The 18,755-nt window shown below is 65.0% G+C and carries 17 protein-coding genes; 7 read left to right on the forward strand and 10 right to left on the reverse strand.

Features of this window, described 5'->3' with window-relative positions; all coding sequences use genetic code 11:
* Positions 1-56 precede the first annotated feature (56 nt).
* Entirely contained in the window at positions 57-854 is a 798-nt protein-coding gene (locus HV675_RS07500) for a 2-keto-4-pentenoate hydratase (protein WP_377700742.1), read from the reverse strand.
* Positions 851-2,071, reverse strand: a complete 1,221-nt coding sequence (locus HV675_RS07505) for a pyridoxal-phosphate-dependent aminotransferase family protein (protein ID WP_175110239.1) — start codon at positions 2,069-2,071, stop codon at positions 851-853. Before HV675_RS07505 ends, HV675_RS07500 begins: the two co-directional genes overlap by 4 nt.
* Positions 2,072-2,247: 176 nt before the next feature.
* Between HV675_RS07505 and HV675_RS07510 the strand changes: the two genes are divergently transcribed.
* Positions 2,248-2,985, forward strand: coding sequence for a GntR family transcriptional regulator (locus tag HV675_RS07510; protein ID WP_175110240.1), 738 nt, complete (start codon positions 2,248-2,250; stop codon positions 2,983-2,985).
* A gap of 12 nt (positions 2,986-2,997) precedes the next feature.
* On the opposite strand, the gene HV675_RS07515 is transcribed toward HV675_RS07510, so the two are convergent.
* Complete coding sequence (locus HV675_RS07515; protein ID WP_175110241.1) at positions 2,998-3,615, reverse strand: hypothetical protein; 618 nt, start codon at positions 3,613-3,615, stop codon at positions 2,998-3,000.
* Positions 3,616-3,993: 378 nt separating this feature from the next.
* On the opposite strand from HV675_RS07515, the gene HV675_RS07520 reads away from it, so the two are divergent.
* Positions 3,994-4,287 (forward strand): hypothetical protein, encoded by a 294-nt coding sequence (locus tag HV675_RS07520; RefSeq protein ID WP_175110242.1) that lies wholly within the window; start codon positions 3,994-3,996, stop codon positions 4,285-4,287.
* Positions 4,288-4,374: 87 nt separating this feature from the next.
* On the opposite strand, the gene HV675_RS07525 is transcribed toward HV675_RS07520, so the two are convergent.
* The 6 genes from HV675_RS07525 to HV675_RS07550 form a co-directional block, all read right to left on the reverse strand.
* Positions 4,375-5,241, reverse strand: a complete 867-nt coding sequence (locus tag HV675_RS07525) for a class I SAM-dependent methyltransferase (RefSeq protein ID WP_175110243.1) — start codon at positions 5,239-5,241, stop codon at positions 4,375-4,377.
* Between the two features lie 158 nt (positions 5,242-5,399).
* On the reverse strand, positions 5,400-6,413 hold the full coding sequence (locus HV675_RS07530; RefSeq protein ID WP_175110244.1) for a substrate-binding domain-containing protein: 1,014 nt from the start codon (positions 6,411-6,413) through the stop codon (positions 5,400-5,402).
* Between the two features lie 43 nt (positions 6,414-6,456).
* Positions 6,457-7,512 carry an ABC transporter permease gene (locus HV675_RS07535; protein ID WP_175110245.1) on the reverse strand — a complete coding sequence of 352 codons (1,056 nt, stop codon included), beginning with the start codon at positions 7,510-7,512 and terminating at the stop codon, positions 6,457-6,459.
* Positions 7,509-9,467: a sugar ABC transporter ATP-binding protein gene (locus HV675_RS07540; RefSeq protein WP_175110246.1), complete on the reverse strand. Its 1,959-nt coding sequence runs from the start codon at positions 9,465-9,467 to the stop codon at positions 7,509-7,511. The genes HV675_RS07535 and HV675_RS07540 overlap by 4 nt, the downstream gene beginning before the upstream one ends.
* Positions 9,464-11,428 (reverse strand): D-apionate lactonase family protein, encoded by a 1,965-nt coding sequence (locus HV675_RS07545; protein ID WP_175110247.1) that lies wholly within the window; start codon positions 11,426-11,428, stop codon positions 9,464-9,466. Before HV675_RS07545 ends, HV675_RS07540 begins: the two co-directional genes overlap by 4 nt.
* Positions 11,429-11,452: 24 nt before the next feature.
* A complete protein-coding gene (locus tag HV675_RS07550) occupies positions 11,453-12,787 on the reverse strand; it encodes an MFS transporter (protein ID WP_175110248.1) in 1,335 nt (444 codons plus the stop codon).
* Between the two features lie 152 nt (positions 12,788-12,939).
* On the opposite strand from HV675_RS07550, the gene HV675_RS07555 reads away from it, so the two are divergent.
* The 5 genes from HV675_RS07555 to otnI all read left to right on the forward strand — a co-directional run bounded on the left by HV675_RS07555 (position 12,940) and on the right by otnI (position 17,858).
* Entirely contained in the window at positions 12,940-13,797 is an 858-nt protein-coding gene (locus tag HV675_RS07555; protein WP_175110249.1) for a FadR/GntR family transcriptional regulator, read from the forward strand.
* A gap of 165 nt (positions 13,798-13,962) precedes the next feature.
* Positions 13,963-14,943 (forward strand): D-erythronate dehydrogenase, encoded by a 981-nt coding sequence (denD, locus tag HV675_RS07560; protein ID WP_175110250.1) that lies wholly within the window; start codon positions 13,963-13,965, stop codon positions 14,941-14,943.
* Between the two features lie 113 nt (positions 14,944-15,056).
* Entirely contained in the window at positions 15,057-16,355 is a 1,299-nt protein-coding gene (gene otnK / locus HV675_RS07565) for a 3-oxo-tetronate kinase (protein ID WP_175110251.1), read from the forward strand.
* Entirely contained in the window at positions 16,352-17,014 is a 663-nt protein-coding gene (gene otnC, locus HV675_RS07570) for a 3-oxo-tetronate 4-phosphate decarboxylase (RefSeq protein WP_175110252.1), read from the forward strand. The genes otnK and otnC overlap by 4 nt, the downstream gene beginning before the upstream one ends.
* 61 nt (positions 17,015-17,075) lie before the next feature.
* Positions 17,076-17,858, forward strand: a complete 783-nt coding sequence (gene otnI, locus HV675_RS07575) for a 2-oxo-tetronate isomerase (RefSeq protein ID WP_175110253.1) — start codon at positions 17,076-17,078, stop codon at positions 17,856-17,858.
* 87 nt (positions 17,859-17,945) lie between these two features.
* Here otnI and HV675_RS07580 read toward each other — a convergent pair whose 3' ends face one another.
* Entirely contained in the window at positions 17,946-18,749 is an 804-nt protein-coding gene (locus HV675_RS07580) for a FadR/GntR family transcriptional regulator (RefSeq protein ID WP_175110254.1), read from the reverse strand.
* Between the last annotated feature and the right edge of the window lie 6 nt (positions 18,750-18,755).

Consider the following 18,755-nt stretch of genomic DNA (forward strand, 5'->3'; position numbering starts at 1 on the left):
CGCAACGTGTTCAATAGGTGGGCGTTCGCTCGGGCTGCCGGAGCAGGTGACGTTCGTCAGCCCAGCGTGAATTGCACCGGCGGCAAGCCGTCGATCACACCGCGCGCGGCGCCCGGCTCTTCCGGAAACGCCATGCCGGTGTACGAGCCGGCGGTCAGCACCATACCCGGCTCGAACGTGAGCCCGTGCGACACGCCATGATTGATCAGCCAGCCCAGCAGCCGGCGCGGGTCGCCGCACGGGTTCGCGGGTGCGCCGTCGAACAGCGGCGCACCGTCGAAGGTGAAACGCGCGGCCGGCGTCACGAACGGGAAGCGGCTGTCGTACGGCACGCCTTCGCCGACAATCAACGCGCCGTGGTTCTGCAGATCGGCGAGTTGCCACAGTTTGTCGACGTTGGGCCAGCCCGCGTAACGGCTCGTCACCACCTCGATCGCCGCATGCATCGACTCGATCGCGCCGAGCACCTGCTCGTCCGTATAAGGACCGCCCGCCGGGTCGAAGCGGCGCCCGAGCCTGAACGCGACTTCGAGTTCGAGACCGGCCTGGTTGAATGCGCTGCGCGGCAGTTCGACGCCGCTGCGATGCACGCAGGCAGCCGGCAGCGGCGAGCCCTGAATCGGCCCGCCGGTCGGCGACTTCGCGCCGACCTTCCATCCGCCGATCGACTCGCGCATCGCGTCGAGCGTCGCGAACTGCACGGCGTAGGCATCGTCCGCGTTTGCCGGCTGCAGATCTTCCGCGAGCGTATCGAGCGGTTTGCGATGTTCGCGCGCGTCGACCAGCACGCGCGCGAGCGCCGTCACCGCATCAGCCGCGGCAGCGGCATGCATCTGCGGCTCGCGCGCCGTCATGCGGCCGCCTTCAGCGAAGGCTTTGCAACGTGGCTCGTCAAATAGTCCATCGCCGCCGCCACGCCGCCCGCCTTGAACGGCACGCCGGCGAGCTTGAGGCCCATTTCACAGCCGGAGAGCGTCGCCATCAACGTGAGGTCGTTGCATTCGCCGAGGTGGCCGATGCGGAACATGCGCCCCTTCACCTTGCCGAGGCCCGTGCCGAGCGACATGTCGAAGTGTTCGTAGATCAGCTTGCGCACCGCATCCGCGTCGACGCCTTCGGGCATGATCACGCCCGTGAGCACGGGCGAATACACTGCCGGATCCGCGCATTGAATCTCGAGACCCCAGGCGCTGACCGCCGCACGGCACGCAGCCGCGAGCCGCTGATGACGCGCAAACACATTGTCGAGCCCTTCGCCGAGAATCATCTCGAGCGCTTCGGAGAGCCCGTAAAGCAGGTTCGTGCTCGGCGTGTACGGCCAGTAGCCCTGCTTGTTCATCTCGACAATCTCGGCCCAGTCCCAGAACGCGCGCGGCAGCTTTGCGCTCGCATGCGCCTTCAGCGCCTTCGGCGATATCGCGTTGAAGCTGATGCCCGGCGGCAACATCAGGCCCTTCTGCGAGCCCGACACCGTGACGTCGACACCCCATTCGTCATGCCGGTAATCGGCCGACGCGAGTCCCGAAATCGTATCGACCATCAGCAGCGCCGGATGGCCCGCCGCATCGATCGCGCGGCGCACCGCGGCGATATCCGACGTGACGCCCGTCGAGGTCTCGTTGTGCACGACGCACACCGCCTTGATCACGTGATTCGCATCCGCGCGCAGACGCGTTTCGATCATGTCCGCCTGCACGCCGCGGCGCCAGCCTTCGACGCCCGGCAAGCCCAGAAACTCGGGCTTGAGGCCGAGGTTCTCGGCCATCTTCTTCCATAGCGTCGCGAAGTGGCCGGTCTCGTACATCAGCACCGTATCGCCCGGGCTCAGCGTATTGCACAACGCCGCTTCCCATGCACCCGTACCCGACGCCGGATAGATCACGACCGGCTGCGCCGTCTTGAAGATCTTCCTGATGCCGTCCAGCACCTTCAGCCCCAGCGCACCGAACTCCGGCCCGCGATGGTCGATGGTCGGATAGCTCATCGCCCGCAGGATGCGGTCGGGCACCGGGCTCGGCCCGGGAATCTGCAAGAAGTGACGACCGGCCGGATGAAAGTCGAGTTTCAGCATGTGCGCGTCCTTGTTTATTTGCTTGCAATTGAATTTTGCATGCAAAATACTCTAGCTCACGGATCCCGTCACGGGAAGCGAAATTCGCGTGAATCAGCCAGGTAGAAACCCGCAGTCAGTGTTGCCGCCGGACCTGGGATAAAATTGCCGGCAAGCCCAAATAATGAGGTCATTGCATGCAAAATGCTGACATGCCGGAGGCCATGCTGCCGCCGTCATTGCCGAAGGTCGAACGGCAGCGTCTGCACGACACCGTGGTCGACCATTTGCGCAACTTCATCGTCGAAGGGCTGCTCGCGCCCGGCGTGAAACTCAACGAGCGCAAGCTGTGCGAGACGCTCGGCATTTCACGCACGCCTTTGCGCGAAGCGTTGAAGGTGCTGGCCGCCGAAGGCCTGATCGATATTTCGCCGAACAAGGGTGCGACGGTTTCGCAGATGAGCGAAGCGGAAATTCGCGAGACATTCGAACTGATGAGCGGGCTCGAAGCATTTTCAGGCGAACTCGCCTGCGAGCGCATCACGGCGGTCGAACTCGCGGAAATCAAGGCGCTGCATTACGCGATGCTCGCGTGCCGCGCGCAGAACGACCTGTCCGGCTACTACAGCCGCAATCAGAAAATTCACGACAAGATCAACGAAGCGGCGCGCAACTCGGCGCTGCGGCAAACGTACCTCGCGATCAACCGCCGCTTGCAGGCGCTGCGGTTTCGCTCGAATTTCCAGACGCAGAAGTGGGACAGCGCGATTCGCGATCACGAGGGGATGATCGAAGCACTCGAATCGCGCGACGGCAAGAAGATGGGCGCCATTCTGCGCGCGCATCTTTTGTCCAAACGCGACGCGGTGCTCGCGGAGCGGACCATGTCGACCATCAAGCCCGCGCCGCGCGACGGCGCGACGGCGGATGACTGAGACAAACGGCCGCTAGTGCTCATCGGCGCCGGCATCCGGTGCGGGGTCCACGTCCGCGTTCCGGTTCGCTTCGGGGTCTGTGTCCGCGCCGGTTCCCGCTCGGGCATCAGGTTCGAGGTCCGTACGGTTGCCGCCGTGCACGTCGTGCGCTCCCGCCTCGGGCACGTCCGGCGAATCGGGCGCGTCGTCCTCTTCATCGACCCACGTGCATCGCAAACCCACGCCTTCTATATGCTCCCACCGCGCGTGCAGCCGCGGCCCATGCTTGTCCGCACACCTGTCGTCGCCTGATGAGCCAGGCCGGCCCTGCCCGCCCTTGCCTCGCGGATCGTTGGCGGCAATCCAGTCGGCCTCGGGGATACCCCGGATATCCTTGAACAACGTGCCCGTTTGCTGAGGCAAGCGAAGCGTGTTGCGATCGAAGGACTCCGGCACCTGATCCTTTTTTTCCGCATCCGATTCCTTTTTGACCGCCAGCATCATTTGAAGCGTGTCGTATGTATCGCTTATTCCATACATGCGGCTGTTTTGCATTTCTTTTCTCCGCGAGAAAAATTTTTCTGTCACCCCTGTGACTGAAATTACAGCGCGACTGCTGATTTCAGCGCGCTGCCACGTGGTCTTTTTCATTTTTCGTTTCACCAAAACAGGTGGTACAAAACGCTTATTCCATTGTGCAATCTGCCTGACACATCGCTAAGGCATCGGTTGGGGAAATGGCTAAAAAATACTGAAGAAGGGGAATACTGACGGATTGCCGAACGACAGCAACGCCGTGCAACGAATTGCATTCAGGCAAACAGTCATTTGCCTGATTCGCAGAACGAGTGGTGGCGACAGCCATGCCTGGAGTTTCATTAAAAAATGATGGCCGGGGGTCATTGACCTGCGGCAGCGAACGCCACGCCGCAGCACGATGCGCCGCGCCTGCTTACAGCATTGGGCACATGGCTTGCACTATTGAAAGCACAGGCGCGGCGCAGCGTCGGTATTTATTGGGAGGCGACTATGAAAAGGATCACCGCGGCACTGGGTGCGCTCGCGCTGCTGGGCAGCGTGCACGTACTGGCCCAGACGAATTCCGGCAGTGGCAACGTCACCGGAGCCGGTTCAGCGCAGAACGCGACGCCACGCTCCACACAAGGCGTCGACCCCGGCAAGGCGGCAGAAGGCATGAATCAGCTGGGCAGCCCGCAAAGCGGCGCGTCGTCGCCGCCGGGCACGCTGATGCAAAAGCGTGAACAGGGCATGTCGCAGCAAGGAGAAGGGACGAAGGGGACGAGCGGTTCAGTCAAGCAGTAGATTCAGCCGCGCGCACGCGCACAGATCACGCGTGCACCACTCGCGTGGCGATGTGCGCGCGGCATCGACGCTCGATAAATACGCCGCTCAGTGCGCGGCGGCAGGCTTCACGAAGCGCAGCGTCATCCGGTCGGATTCGCCGATCGCCGCATAACGCGCGCGGTCGTTATCGCCATCCGCGTAGGAAGGCGGCAGCGCCCACACACCCTTTGGGTAGTCCTTGGTATCGCGCGGATTGCTGTTTATCTCGCTGCGGCCAGCCAGTTCGAAGCCGGCCGCGCGTGCGTGTTCGATCACGAAGTCTTCCGTCACGTAGCCGGTCTCGATGGTCTGCTGCAGCGTCGTGCCGGGATTGGCCCGATGCTCCTCGACGCCGAGCACGCCGCCTGGCTTCAGCGCCGTATAGAACGCCTTCAGGTTGGCGTCCAGATCGCCGTCCTTGATCCAGTTATGGATGTTGCGGAAGGTCAGCACCATGTCCGCGCTGCCCGGCACACCCACCCCGTCGAAGCGGCCCGCATACAGCGCGCCGACCGTCACGCCGCCATAGTTCGCGGGATCCTGCGCGAGTTTCTGCCTGAAGCGGTCGATCATCGGCGCGAGCCGTGGAGCGAGCGCCTTGTCCGGCGTGATGTACGGCGCTTCATATAACTTGCCGTGGACGCGCAGATACGGCGCGAGAATCTCGGTGTACCAGCCCGCGCCCGGCGCGATTTCGATCACCGTCTGATGGTCGGTCAATCCGAAGAAGCGCAGCGTCTGTTCCGGATGACGGTAGACGTCGCGAGCGCGATCGGCATCGCTGCGCTGCGGGCCGGCAACCGCCGCTGCGAGCGATACCGGTTCTTGTGCGTAAGCCAACGGGAAAGCAGACGGCAGAACCGTCAGGGATGCGCTCGCCGCGAGGGCGAGCGCGATACGTCGAACGGCAAAACGTCGGGAATGAACGGTCATGGGTGAACGCAATGAGATGTGGGTGATCTGCATTATCGCCGCAGACTTCGATGGCGGCTCTGCACATCGCATCCAGCGACCGCTGCGCAGCAGCCCCCCACAACGAACGTTCAACCGCCGTACATTATTCCCTTTGCGCAAGCGCCACCCATCGGGGCTTACTTCATTTCCCCGCCGAACACGGTCTGCGTGATGATCGGCAGTTGCTGGTCGAGATTGTCTTTCGACACGACCACGACCGGCACGACGATGCTCTTCGGCGGCTCCTTGCCCGCGAGATGATCGAGCATTGCGCCCGCCGCCTTCTGACCCATCAGATACGGCTGCTGCATGCCCGATGCGGTCAGCGTGCCATCCTTGATCATGTCGACAAACTGCGGAATACCATCGAACGCAACGAGCGCGATATCCCCCTGCTTATGCGCGACCTGAATCGCGCGCGCGGCGCCGAGCGTCGGAGCGTCCGTCTGCACGAACACGCCATGCATGTCGGGATGCGCGGTCATCATGTCCTGCACGAAGCGAAAGGTCTCGTCCGCGGTATAGCGCTGCATCTGGTTCAACGCGACTTCGGGAATGCCCGCCTCCTTCATCGCACGGCGGAAGCCTTCCGTGCGCAGCTTGCCGTTCTGGCGCGCCAGCGAAATCGACGAAATGCCGTAACCGCCCTTGTCCCAACCCTTCTGCTTCATCACCTCCGCGAGCTTCTTGCCGGTCTCATACGCACCTTTCTCGTTCTCCGAACTGATGAACGACACATAGTCGCCCGAGTTCGTGCCGATATCGGCGATGACCACCGGCACCTTCGCGCGCGCGGCAATCTGCAGCACGCTGGGCGCGGTCGACGAATCGGTCGGTGAAATCACGATGCCGGCCACGCCCTGCGCGACCGCGTCCTGTGCGTTCTTCAGTTGCGTGGCCGCGTCGTTGTGCGAGTCGTAGATCGTCACCGTGCCGCCCTGCGCCTTGACGGTATCGGTCACGCCCTTGCCGACGATGCGCCAGAACGGCAGGTCGAGACCCGGCGTCAGATACGCAAAGCGCTTGCCGGCCGCGCCCTGCTGCGCGTAGGCGCCGCTCGCGAACGACGCGCTCAACGCGGCGCCGAGCACCAGAGCGCCGAGCGTTTTCGCTGTGCGCGAGAGAAACGCCCGCTTGTGCATGGGGTTCATACCGATGTCTCCTTTGATGAATTGTTGGACTACGATACGTACGTCATTGACCGCGCCGGCTGATGCGCGTGGTCACGATGCGTTCGGCGAGCACGGCGATGATGATGATCGCGCCGATCGCACTGCCCTGCCAGTAAGGTCCGACGTTGAGCAGGTTCAGACCGTTGCGGATCAGCCCCATGATCAGCACGCCAAAGAACGTGCCGATCATCGAACCGCGTCCGCCGAAGAGACTCGCGCCGCCGATCACCACGGCCGCGATCGAATCGAGTTCGAGCCCGTTGCCGGCAATCGGATCGATCGACAGCAGCCGCGAGGCGAGCATCACGGCGGCGAGCGCCGACAGCGCGCCGGACAGCACATACGCGAGCGTCGTGTAGTACGTCACCTTGAGGCCCGACGCGCGTGCGGCCTCGATGTTCGAACCGATCGCATAGATCGTGCGCCCGCCTTTCGTGAAGGTCAGGTAGTACCACGCGAGCGCGAATAGCAGCACGACGAACAGGAAGTTCGCGGGTATGCCGAACACGTCGGCCGAGCCGATATAAGAGAGCCCCTGCGGCAGCGACGAGATCGAATTGCCGTCGCTGATCACATAGGCAAGCGAGCGTGCGACCGACATCATGCCGAGCGTGACGATAAACGGCGCGATACGCCCGAACGTGACGAGCACCCCGTTGACGAGCCCCATCAGGCCGCCGAACACGATCGCCGCGGCAATCGCGACAGGCACCGGCAAACCCGCCGAGGTCAGCGCGAGGCCGAGCACGATGCCGGCCACGCCCGTCAATGCGCCGACCGACAGATCGATGCCGGCCACGAGAATCACGAAGGTCTGCCCGATCGCCGCAATGCCGGTGACGACCGACTGATCCATCAGGTTGAACAGATTGCCGAGCGAGAAGAAGTGCGAGGAGATGGTCGACAGCGCGATCGACAACACGATCAGCACGATCAGCATGCGGATCTCGAGCTGGAACCGGTGCAGGAACCCCGCGTGACGGCGACGCGCGGCGGGCGCCGATGCGCCGCCGTTGGCGCCGCCGCCGCTGCGGTCGCTCTCCGTATTGCCTGCCGCCTTCACGTGGTCACTGCTCATACCGCCGTCTCCTCGCCTTGTGCCGCGACGACAAGCTGCCCCACGCCGTGACGGGTCATGTTTTGGGTCATCTGGTTGCGCACCGTTTGCGGATCGAGCGCCGCCGTCGACGGCACGCTCACGCCGACATAACCGAACGAATGGCCGCTCTGGTTCAGCAGCCGGAACAGCACCGAGCGCAACGCGCCGTCTTCGATCACGGCGCCGGCCTGTTGCGCAGCCAGCGCGGCCGGAATGGCCGTTTCGCCGACCAGCGGAAAACGCTCCGCGGCGATGCCGACCGGCGCATTCGCATGCGGCACGACATCGAAACAGAACACGCGGCCGCGCTCGACCTGCAGCCAATAGCTGGTCGCACCGAACTGCGTGGACAGGTCGGCGAGCGCGTCATGCACGCCTTGCGCGGACGAGCGCGGCGCCGCATAGGTCGCGAGAATTTCCGCATCGAGCAGATCGCTCGTTGCCTGCGCAACCGACACGCCGTCGCTGAGCACGACGACGCGGTCCGATAATCCGAGCACTTCGTCGAAATCCGACGATACGACCACGACGCCGATGCCGCGCGCCGCGATCTTGCGGATGATCTGATAGATCGTGTTGCGCGTGCCGATATCGACACCGCGCGTCGGTTCGTCGAGCAGCAGCACCGACGGGTTCAGCAGCAGCCAGCGGGCGAAAATCACTTTTTGCTGCTGACCGCCGCTCAGGCCGAGCATCGGCGCCGTCAGGATATGCTCCGGCATATCGAGCTCGGTCATCAGCCGGTCGATCTCGGCGAAGTGCCGGTCGTAGTTGCGATGGATGCGCGGGTCGCGGCCAAGATGCGCGAGCAACAGGTTTTCGGTGACGGAGAAATCCGGCACGATGCCCTGCCGGCGGCGATCCTCGCCAATCAGGCCGATGCCGCGCGCAATCGCGTCGCGCGGCGACGCGGCAACAAACGGCGCGCCGTTCAGCCGCACCGTGCCGGCGTCACGCTTGCGCAAGCCGAAGATCGTTTCGATCGTCTCCGAGCGACCTGCGCCGACAAGACCCGCGAGCCCCAGAATCTCGCCGGCGTGCAGCGTGAACGACACGTCGCGCACCATCGAGCCCGACGCGAGACGGCTGACTTCGAGCAACGGCGCATCGGCCACCCGCGCCTGCGCGGGCGGGGCGCTGCCGCGCTCATACAGATTCTCGATCGTGCGGCCGACCATCAGCTGGATCAGCGCCGCGGGCGTCAGTTCGCGCGTCGCGAGATCGGCGGCGACGGTGCGGCCGTCGCGCATCACGGTCACGCAATCGGTAATCTCGAAGATCTCTTCGAGCCGGTGCGACACGAACGCAAGCGCCTTGCCGCGCGCGCGCAGCAAACGCATCACCTCGAACAGGCTCGCCACTTCGGTCGGCGAAAACGACGCAGTCGGCTCGTCGAAGATGATGAGGTCCGAGTCCTGCTGCAACGCGCGGCCGATTTCGATGATCTGCCGCTGCGCCATCGAGAGGTCTCCGGCGCGCTTATGCAGCGGCAGGTGCTCGGCCTGGTGCAGTTCTTCGAGCACTGCTTCCGCCTTGCGCCTGAGCGCTTTCCAGTCCAGCCGCTCGCGCCGGCCGAAGTGGGTCAGACACAGGTTCTCCATCACGGAGAGATCCGGCGCGATGCTGGTCTCCTGCAGCACGAGTGAAATACCCGCGCGCATCGCATCGCGCGGCATCGTGAAATCGACATCCTGCCCTTTGTAGCGCAGCACTCCTTCCGAGCGGCGCAAATGACCGCTGACGATCCGCGACAACGTCGACTTGCCCGCTCCGTTGACGCCGACGAGCGCGTGCACCTCGCCGGCGCGCAGCGTGAGCGAGCCGTCCTTCAGCGCGCGCACCGGGCCGAACAGTTTGGTCACGTGTTCCGCGCGCAGAATCTCGTGAGGCGCCGCGCCGGCCGGTACGCCGGCTGCTGCGGTTTCGGTGTTCATCGTGAAGGCGCTGATGCGTTCAGGCGAATCACAGCCGTTTCATACGGGCCGAGGGACAGCACGCCGGACGGCAAGGGCGCCGGCGCCGGCGCATGCGTGAAGTCGGCGCCAGGCAGCCAGCGCGCGAGGCTCGCATGCGCGCCGTCCGTCGCGCCGAAGTCCAGTTCGATGCGATTCTGTTGCGCGGAAAGATTGGCAACCCATAACGTCGTCGACGCCGGCTGCTTTGCCGCGAAAGCGGCGAACGGCACGCGGCCCCGCTCGATCGTCAGGTGCGCCGTTTGCGCGTCCCGCGCGGCCGCAAGCGAAGCGAGCAATTGATACAGCGGCGTCGGCGTCGGCTTCGTCTCGTCGAAGAGTCCGCGCGGGCCGGTGAGTTCGGCAAGCGCGATATGCGTGGCGCCGCCCGCGGCAAACGCCGCGAAATAGCCGAGATTCCACGCGGCGCCGTATAGCGCGCGCTGGCGAGGGTCGTTATCGGTCAGGCAGATCCGCCTGGCGCGGCGACCCGGCTCGTTCGGGAGCGTCGCCGCGCCGTATGGATTGTCGCGCGAGGCTATCGTGCTCGGCCCGACCCGGTACGGTGTGGCGCCCGCCAGCGCGGTGACGCTGCCCGCGATAAACGGCAGCGTCGCGAGTGTTTCCATCACGGAACGGTCGTCGGCCGCGTGCACGATCGGACAGGTTGTGAATGTCGCGTAGTCGAGCTTGGCAAACGGCGGCCGCTTGCGGTTCAACTCGGTGAAGTACGCGAATGTGCCGCCGCCCAAAGGGGTATCCGGAAATGCCGCGCGGGCGGCAGCGTAGACGTCGTCGAACGATGGACAGGGCGGCCACGGGCTGCCCGGCAGCACAGCTTTCAGGTCCGGCGCGGGCGACACCTGCAGCGCGAGCGGCGCGCTGTGCCCGCGCACCGCGGCGGCGACGCGGCGCATTTCATCCGCCGGATCGCCGTCGCCGGTCAGCACGACTTCAAGTACGTAGGGCACGCGCGCCGTATCGCTCAATTGCGCAAAGCGCTGCAGCGCGGAGTTCGGGTCGTCGTGCCGCAGGTCCAGGTGCGCGACGAAATAAGCGGGATTCAATGCATGCAGCGAGCCGGCGCGCGGCAACGCGGTATCGAGATTTTCCGCGCGTACGCCGATACCGAGTTGCGGCACCGTGCGCGCAGCATCGGCATCGCCATCGATGCGAATGCGCGCGGGCGCGGACGCCGACGCATCATCGGGCGCCATGGCATCGGCGGCAGCCGTCTGCACCGCGTGGACCGTCACCTTGACCGACTGCGCAAACGCCGAACCGCGAGCGAGCGTATAGGGCCATGGCAACGCAAGCGGCCGCACATACGTCTTGAACGACGCGTCCGACCAGTTGCGCTGATCTTCCATCTCGAACGTATCGCCTTCCATCCGCACCTCGACGCTCAACGCGTCGCTATGCTGCGTCGTCAGCGCGCGGATATCGCGAAACGGCTGAAACGGATCGATCTGTTCCGGAAAACGCATCGCATTGCGCTGTCCGTCAACCGTTTCCACGACGACCGGTTTACCGGACACCTCGAGCGGGTGGAGCACGACAAAGCCCGTTCGATTGGTCAGCATGTCGCCGGCGAGCGTGGCGTGCGCGTTGAATTCGAGCTGGCCGTCCGCATGGCCGACGATCGACGCGGCCAGTTGCAATTCCTTGCCGCTCGGCCCGCATGTGCCGCGAAACAGCACTTCGAACGCGTCGGCCCGCTGCTCGATCTGCACATCGTCGAGCTTCAGCGGGTGCGTTCCCCAGTTCTCGTCGCGCGCGAGGAACGCAATCGCGCGGATCACCTCCTCGCCCTCGTAGCAAAGATAACGCAGGCCGCCGCCGTCGAATTCGACGCACAGCGGCCCGGCTTCCAGACGTACCGGCTCGGCTTCGCTTTGCGTCGTACCCGTGAGTGCAACTGCCCGTGCTTCGACTGTCTGCATTGCGGCCTCCTCGGCGCCGGACGTCTAGCGATTGACCACCTTGGCCGGCACGATGAACGTCAACAGTGTGCCGACGAAGAGCGCCCCTGCCATCGCGTACAAACCCAGGTTCGCGCTATGCGTGGTGTCCTTGATAAATCCGATCAGATACGGGCTCACGAAGCCCGCCAGATTGCCGCACGAATTGATCAGCGCAATGCCCGCGGCCGCCGCCGAACCGCCGAGAAACGCGGTCGGCAGGCTCCAGAACATCGGCAGCGTGGAGAGACCGCCCATTGCCGCGAGCGTGAGGCCGATCATCGCGAGTACCGGCTGCGAGCCGAACGCCGCCGACATGATCAAACCGATGCCGCCGAGCACCGCGGTGAATGCGAGGTGCCAGCGCCGCTCGCGGCGCCGGTCGGCGCTGCGCGACACGAGCATCATCGTCACCGCGGCCGCGCCGTAGGGAATGGCCGTCAGCAGGCCGATTTGCAACGGGTCTTTCACGCCGGTCGATGAAATCAGCGTGGGCAGCCAGAAGCCGACCGTATAGAAGCCGCAGATCAGGCAGAAATAAATAGCGGTGAGCAGCCACACACGGCCGTTCGCGAACACCTCGAGCACCGAGTGCTGCGCTTTGTGCGCGGAATCTTCGCGAATGTTCATGTCGAGCAGCGTGCGCTCTTCGGCCGTGAGCCACTTCGCTTTCATGATGCCGTCGGTCAGCACGAAGATCGCCGCGATGCCGGCCACGATGGACGGCAGCCCTTCGACAAAGAACAGCCACTGCCAGCCCGCAAGGTTCATCACGCCGGTCAGCGCGTGCAGCAGATAGCCGGACAGCGGCCCGCCGATCAGGCCGGACAGCGGCACGGCCGCGGCAAATGCCGCGAACATCTTGCCGCGCCGATGCGACGGGTACCAGTACGACAGGTAGAGAATCACGCCCGGATAGAAACCCGCTTCCGCGAGGCCGAGCAGGAAGCGCATCACATAGAACGCGGTCGGCGTGGTGACGAACGCCATGCCCGACGAAATCACACCCCACGTGATCATGATGCGCGCCATCCACAGACGCGCGCCGACCCGATGCAGGATGATGTTGCTCGGAATTTCGACGAGAAAGTACGCGATAAAGAAGATGCCGGCGCCGAGGCCGTAGACCGTGTCCGAGAAATGCAGATCGGACGACATTTGCAGCTTCGCAAAACCGACGTTCACGCGATCCAGGTAGGCCACCAGGTAGCAGAACATCAGGAACGGCACGATGCGCCACGTGACTTTTGCGTACGTGCGCGCTTCGAACGTCTGCGCGTTGACGTGTGAAACGACTTCTACCGATTCGGTTTGCACCGGTTTGTCTCCTGTCCGGGCCATGCGAGAGGCCGCTCTGTTATGTGACCAACTTGTATGATAACCATACGTGTTACATATGCGTTTCCGATCATAGGTAGAAAGTGGTACCGTGTCAACGCATCGTCTATAACGACCTGTAACGACACCCAACGCCTCGCGTCCTCGATAACGATATGGCCACCTCCACCACCACGCCCCGTTCTTCCTCGACGTTCGACGCGCCCGTCATCACCCATGTCGGCACACTCGCCGATCGCGTCACGGCGGTGCTGCTCGAAAAGATCAAAGGCGGCGAATTCCCGACCGGCACGCGCTTGCCGACCGAGCAGGTCATCTCGGAGCGCTTCGGCGTGAGCCGCACCGTCGTGCGCGAAGCCATCTCGCGGCTGAAGTCCGACGGTCTCGTCGAAGTGCGCCAGGGCAGCGGCACCGTGGTGCGCGAGGCGAACCGCACCACCGCATTCCGGCTCGATATCGATCCGAAAAGTTCGGTCGACGCGGTGCTGCGGGTGACCGAGCTGCGCCGCGGCGTCGAAGCGGAAGCGGCCGCGCTCGCCGCGCAGCGCCGCACGCGCACACAGCTTGCCGAAATCAGACGCGCCCTCGCCGCAATCGATGCGGCCGCGAAACAAAACCGCGACGGCGTCGACGAAGACCTCGCGTTCCATATGGCCATTTCGCGCGCGACCGGCAATCCGCTTTACCCGTCGCTGCTCGAATTCATCAGTCAGTTCATCCTTGCGGCGATTCGCGTCACGCGCACCAATGAAGCGCGCCGCGACGATTTTTCGACGCAGGTGCGCAACGAGCACCGCGCGCTGTTCGACGCGATTTCCGCGCAAGATCCGGACGCCGCGCGCCAGGCGGCGATTACCCACATCGATAACGCGGGGGCGCGCATTCAGGAGGCCGATTCGTCGTTCTGGGAAGACGTCGGCCGCGCCGCCGCGCGGCCGCTGATCAACGAAGAAAAGAAAGCGGCTAAACGTGGTTCGGGTGGTTCGGGTGGCTCGGGTGGTTCGCGCAGCTGAAAACCGCGCGCCAACGCACCGCTTGGCAAGACACCCGATATGCCGCGCAGTTCGCCACGCCAGTTTGCCACGCCCGCCGACCTAAGATAACATCATCATACAACTTTGGCGGCGACTGCTCGCCGTGCGCAATATCGCGCATCCTGTGTGGAGATGGAGACACCTATGAAAGTGCTGGTAACGGGTGCGGCGGGTTTTCTCGGCCGTCGTCTGATTCGCGCGCTGCTCGCGCGCGGTGAACTGACCGGCCCTGCCGGCAAGCCGGTCGCGATCGAACGGATCGATGCGTTCGACGTGGTGCCGCTCGAAGGCATGAACGACTCACGCGTGCGCCCGGTGACCGGCGACATCGCGGACCCCGCGCAAATCGAAAAACTGATCGACGCCGATACGCTTGCGGTGTTCCACCTCGCCGCCATCGTCTCCGGCCAGGCGGAACAGGAATTCGAACTCGGCATGCGGATCAACTTCGACGCGACGCGCATGCTGTTCGAACGCATCCGCGCGCTCGGCACGCAGGCGCGCTTCGTCATGACGAGCTCGGTGGCGGTGTTCGGCGGCGCGATGCCCGCCACCGTGCCGGACACGCAGGTCTGGTCGCCGCAAAGCTCGTACGGCACGCAAAAAGCGCTCTCGGACCTGATGCTCGCCGACTACAGCCGGCGCGGCTATATCGACGGCCGCAGCCTGCGCATGCCGACCGTGGTCGTGCGCCCGGGCAAGCCGAACCGCGCGGCATCGAGCTTCGCGAGCGGCATCATCCGCGAGCCGATCAACGGCGTCGACGCGGTGTGCCCGGTCGCGCCGGACACGATTCTCTGGTTGATGTCGCCGGACCGTGCCATCGACAACCTGCTGCACGGCTTCGAGTTGCCGAAGGAAAAGCTGACGCAAGGGCGCGTGATCAATATGCCGGGCCTGTCGGTATCCGTGCAGGACATGCTGGCGTCGCTGCGCCGCATCGCCGGTGATGAAGTGGCGAGGCGCGTGAAGATGGAACGCGATCCGGCAATCGAGCGCATCGTGAACTCGTGGCCCGGCAACTTCTCGGCCGACTACGCGCGCTCGCTCGGTTTCGTTTTCGACGCCGACTTCGACAGCGTGGTGCACGCGTTTATCCGGGACAACGCCGCACCGGCCGCTTAAGCCCTTCAAGCGGCTTGAGCGGCTGAAGCGGTTTGCTCACAGACTCAGGGGCTCGCTCGCAACGCACCGGCCTGTACGCGGCGGCAGCCTCGCCCCGACCTTGGAACGCCAACATGACCTCATCGCCTGCCCTGCTCGGCTGCATCGCCGACGACTTCACGGGCGCAACCGACCTCGCGAACATGCTGGTGCGCGGCGGCATGCGCACCGTTCAAACGATCGGCGTGCCGACCGGCCCGCTCGATACGCCTGCCGAAGCGATCGTGGTCGCGCTGAAATCGCGCACCGCGCCGCGTGAACAGGCGGTTGCCGAATCGCTCGCCGCGCTCGAATGGCTGCGGAAGCTCGGCTGCAAGCAGTTCTACTTCAAGTACTGCTCGACCTTCGATTCGACCGATGCCGGCAATATCGGCCCGGTCGCCGACGCGCTGATGAAAGCGCTGAACGCGCCGTTCGCGATCGCGTGCCCGGCGTTCCCGGAAAACGGCCGCACCGTGTATCGCGGCAATCTGTTTGTCGGCGATCTGCTGCTGAACGAATCGGGCATGCAGAACCATCCGCTGACGCCGATGACCGATGCGAACCTCGTGCGCGTGCTGCAGCGTCAAACGCCGACCCAGGTCGGGCTGCTGCGCTACGACACGGTGCAGCGCGGCGCCGCGGCGCTGGGCGAGGCACGCGCCGCGTTGCAGCGCGACGGCGTCGGCCTCGCGATCGCCGACGCGATTTCCGATGACGACCTGTACACGCTCGGCGAAGCCTGCGCGAACGACCTGCTGCTGACCGGCGGATCCGGCCTCGCGCTCGGCCTGCCGCGCAATTTCGAACGTCAGGGCTTGCTGCCCGCGGCGCAAAACAGCGAACAGGTGCCCGCGGTGCAAGGCCTGTCCGCGGTGCTGTCGGGCAGTTGCTCGCGCGCGACGCAGGCGCAGGTCGCCCACTGGCGCGACAGCCGACGACCCGCGTTCCGCGTCGATCCGCTCGCGCTCGCGCGCGGCGACAAGGTGGTCGATGAGGCGATGGCATTCGCCGGGCCGCTGCTCGCCAAAGGCCCGGTGCTTGTGTACGCAACCAGTTCGCCGGAAGAAGTGGGCGCGGTGCAAAAACAGCTCGGCACGACCGCGTCGGGCGAGCTCGTCGAGCAGGCGCTCGCCGCGATCGCGCGCCGCATGCATGATGCGGGCGTGCGCCGTTTCGTCGTGGCAGGCGGCGAAACGTCCGGCGCGGTCGTCAACGCACTCGACGTGAAGGCATTGCAAATCGGGCCGCAAATCGATCCGGGTGTGCCGGCCACGGTGTCGATCGGTGCGACGCCGCTCGCGCTTGCGCTGAAGTCCGGCAACTTCGGCACCGTCGACTTCTTCAGCAAGACGCTCGGCCTGTTCGATCAACTGGGTGGGGCGCAACCATGAGCGCGACGATCACGTCCGCCGCGGCGGCCGAAAGCCGCGCGCGCGAAGAAATCGCGCGAATCGGCGCCGATCTGTACGCGCGCCGCTATACGGTCGGCTCCGCCGGCAACATCAGCGCGCGACTCGAAGACGGCTGGCTGATCACGCCGACCGACGCGTGCCTCGGCCATCTCGATCCCGCGAAGATCGCGAAGGTGGGCCGCGACGGCCAATGGCTGAGCGGTGACAAACCGTCGAAGACGCTCGCGCTGCACCGTAACGTGTATGACACGAACCCCGGCATGCACGGCGTCGTGCACACGCATTCGACGCATCTGGTCGCGCTGACGCTCGCCGGCGTCTGGAAACCGGACGACGTGCTGCCGCCGATCACGCCGTACTACGTGATGAAAGTCGGCCATATCCCGCTCATTCCGTATTGCCGCCCGGGCGACCCGAGCGTGGCCGAACGCGTGCGCGCGCTCGCCAGCGAGGTGCGCGGCGTGCTGCTCGAGCGGCTCGGACCGGTCGTGTGGGGCGCGAGCGTCTCGCAGGCCGCATGGGCGCTCGAAGAACTCGAAGAGACCGCGCAGTTGTGGCTGATGACCGAGCCGCGCCCGGCGCCGCTCAGCGACGCGCAGATCGACGAGCTGCGCACGACGTTCGGCGCGCGCTGGTAGTCGGCGCGGCGCCGCTGTTTCCCGCAACGGATCTGAATCTGAACGAACCTGGAGCACGACGATGCCACGCTTTGCCGCCAACCTGACGATGATGTACCGCGAGCACGACTTCCTCGAGCGCTTCGGCGCCGCCGCGGCCGACGGCTTCAAGGCCGTCGAATATCTGTTCCCGTATGACTACCCTGCTGACCAGCTTGCGCAGCTGCTCAGGCAGCACGGCCTCGAGCAGGCGCTCTTCAATGCGCCGCCGGGCGACTGGGCCAAAGGCGAGCGCGGCATCGCCGCCCTGCCGGGCCGCGAAGACGAGTTCAAGCGCAGCGTCGACACCGCGCTGCAATACGCGCAGGCGCTCGGCAATCGCAAGCTGCACTTCATGGCGGGCCTCGTCGGCAAGGATGCCGACCGCGCACGGCATCGCGACGTATACGTGCGCAACCTCGCGTATGGCGCAGCGCAAGCGGCGCAGCACGGTTTGACCGTGGTCATCGAGCCGATCAATACGCGCGACATGCCGGGCTATTTCCTGAATCTGCAAGGCGACGCGCAACAGGTTTGCCGCGACGTCGGCGCGCCGAACCTGAAAGTGCAATTCGACCTGTATCACTGCCAGATCATGGAAGGCGATCTCGCGGTCAAGCTGAAGCAGATGATGAAAAACGATATCGGCCATCTGCAGATTGCGGGCGTGCCGGACCGCCACGAGCCGGACCTCGGCGAAGTGAACTACCCGTATTTGTTCGAGCTGATCGACGAGCTCGGCTACGACGGCTGGATTGGCTGCGAGTACGTGCCGAAGGGCGCAACGTCGGCCGGCCTCGGATGGGCGAAGCGGTGGCTCGGTTAGACACGTAAACGCATCGGCGTCTCACCGTGCGTTGCCGTGCCGAATTCGGCGCGACCCGCAACCCGCAACCGGCAACCGGCAACCCAGCTACCGGCCGAAGTTGCTGACCAGATCGCGCGCGAGCTTGCCGCCGCTGCCTGCCCAGAAGTCGCGGTCCGCGAGCCGCACGCGCTCGGCGACGCACAGCATGTGAGCGCCCGCCGCCGCGCGCGCCTCGTCCGGATCGCCCGCCGCGATCGCCGCGACGATCTTCTCGTGCTCATCGCGCACCTGATTCACAAAGTCCATCCGGCGCGCTTCGTTCGCGCGCGTCACCTTCACCGCGAGCCGGATCTGCTGCGTGAACATCTCGACAAAACGCACCCAATACGGATTGCCGGTCGCCTCGGCAATCCGCAAATGAAACTGCACGTCCTCGTCGACGCCGTCGCCGCCCACGCGCATCGCATCTTCGACGCGCCGCAGCGCATGCTCGATCTCCGCGAGTTGTCCCGGCGTGCGTCGCACCGCGGCGAGCGCCGCAATCTCCGCTTCGAGGCCGCGCCGCACTTCGGTCAGATTCAGCAGTGACTGCACCGACTGCTCGGTGAGCGGATCGCCCATCGCCGCGGACGGAAGCGCGGTCTGGCACACGAACGCACCACTGCCCTTGCGGGTGGTCAGCATGCCGTCCGCCTTCAGCAGCGCAATCGCCTCGCGCATCACCGTGCGGCTCACGCCGAAGTGCTGCGCCATCGCATGCTCGGAAGGCAGCCGCGTACCGGGCGCCAGATCGTCGCTGCGGATTTTCGACAACAGCTTTTCGGCCACGCGTTCGCCGAGCGTGCCGGCATCGAACGCGCCGCCGCTTTCCTCTGTCTCGGCCACCACGCGGGGGCTCGCCGGGCTCATCGATTC

It is taken from the genome of Paraburkholderia solisilvae (assembly GCF_902859875.1).
Lineage (GTDB): Bacteria > Pseudomonadota > Gammaproteobacteria > Burkholderiales > Burkholderiaceae > Paraburkholderia > Paraburkholderia solisilvae.

Coding starts and splice junctions, on each gene's coding strand:
- HV675_RS07545 (WP_175110247.1), bottom strand. CDS start 11,428: ATGCAGACAGTCGAAGCACGGGCAGTTGCACTCACGGGTACGACGCAA.
- HV675_RS07515 (WP_175110241.1), bottom strand. CDS start 3,615: ATGAAAAAGACCACGTGGCAGCGCGCTGAAATCAGCAGTCGCGCTGTA.
- HV675_RS07555 (WP_175110249.1), top strand. CDS start 12,940: ATGGCCACCTCCACCACCACGCCCCGTTCTTCCTCGACGTTCGACGCG.
- otnI (WP_175110253.1), top strand. CDS start 17,076: ATGCCACGCTTTGCCGCCAACCTGACGATGATGTACCGCGAGCACGAC.
- HV675_RS07500 (WP_377700742.1), bottom strand. CDS start 854: ATGACGGCGCGCGAGCCGCAGATGCATGCCGCTGCCGCGGCTGATGCG.
- HV675_RS07535 (WP_175110245.1), bottom strand. CDS start 7,512: ATGAGCAGTGACCACGTGAAGGCGGCAGGCAATACGGAGAGCGACCGC.
- HV675_RS07550 (WP_175110248.1), bottom strand. CDS start 12,787: ATGGCCCGGACAGGAGACAAACCGGTGCAAACCGAATCGGTAGAAGTC.
- HV675_RS07530 (WP_175110244.1), bottom strand. CDS start 6,413: ATGAACCCCATGCACAAGCGGGCGTTTCTCTCGCGCACAGCGAAAACG.
- otnK (WP_175110251.1), top strand. CDS start 15,057: ATGACCTCATCGCCTGCCCTGCTCGGCTGCATCGCCGACGACTTCACG.
- HV675_RS07580 (WP_175110254.1), bottom strand. CDS start 18,749: ATGAGCCCGGCGAGCCCCCGCGTGGTGGCCGAGACAGAGGAAAGCGGC.
- denD (WP_175110250.1), top strand. CDS start 13,963: ATGAAAGTGCTGGTAACGGGTGCGGCGGGTTTTCTCGGCCGTCGTCTG.
- otnC (WP_175110252.1), top strand. CDS start 16,352: ATGAGCGCGACGATCACGTCCGCCGCGGCGGCCGAAAGCCGCGCGCGC.
- HV675_RS07505 (WP_175110239.1), bottom strand. CDS start 2,071: ATGCTGAAACTCGACTTTCATCCGGCCGGTCGTCACTTCTTGCAGATT.
- HV675_RS07510 (WP_175110240.1), top strand. CDS start 2,248: ATGCAAAATGCTGACATGCCGGAGGCCATGCTGCCGCCGTCATTGCCG.
- HV675_RS07540 (WP_175110246.1), bottom strand. CDS start 9,467: ATGAACACCGAAACCGCAGCAGCCGGCGTACCGGCCGGCGCGGCGCCT.
- HV675_RS07525 (WP_175110243.1), bottom strand. CDS start 5,241: ATGACCGTTCATTCCCGACGTTTTGCCGTTCGACGTATCGCGCTCGCC.
- HV675_RS07520 (WP_175110242.1), top strand. CDS start 3,994: ATGAAAAGGATCACCGCGGCACTGGGTGCGCTCGCGCTGCTGGGCAGC.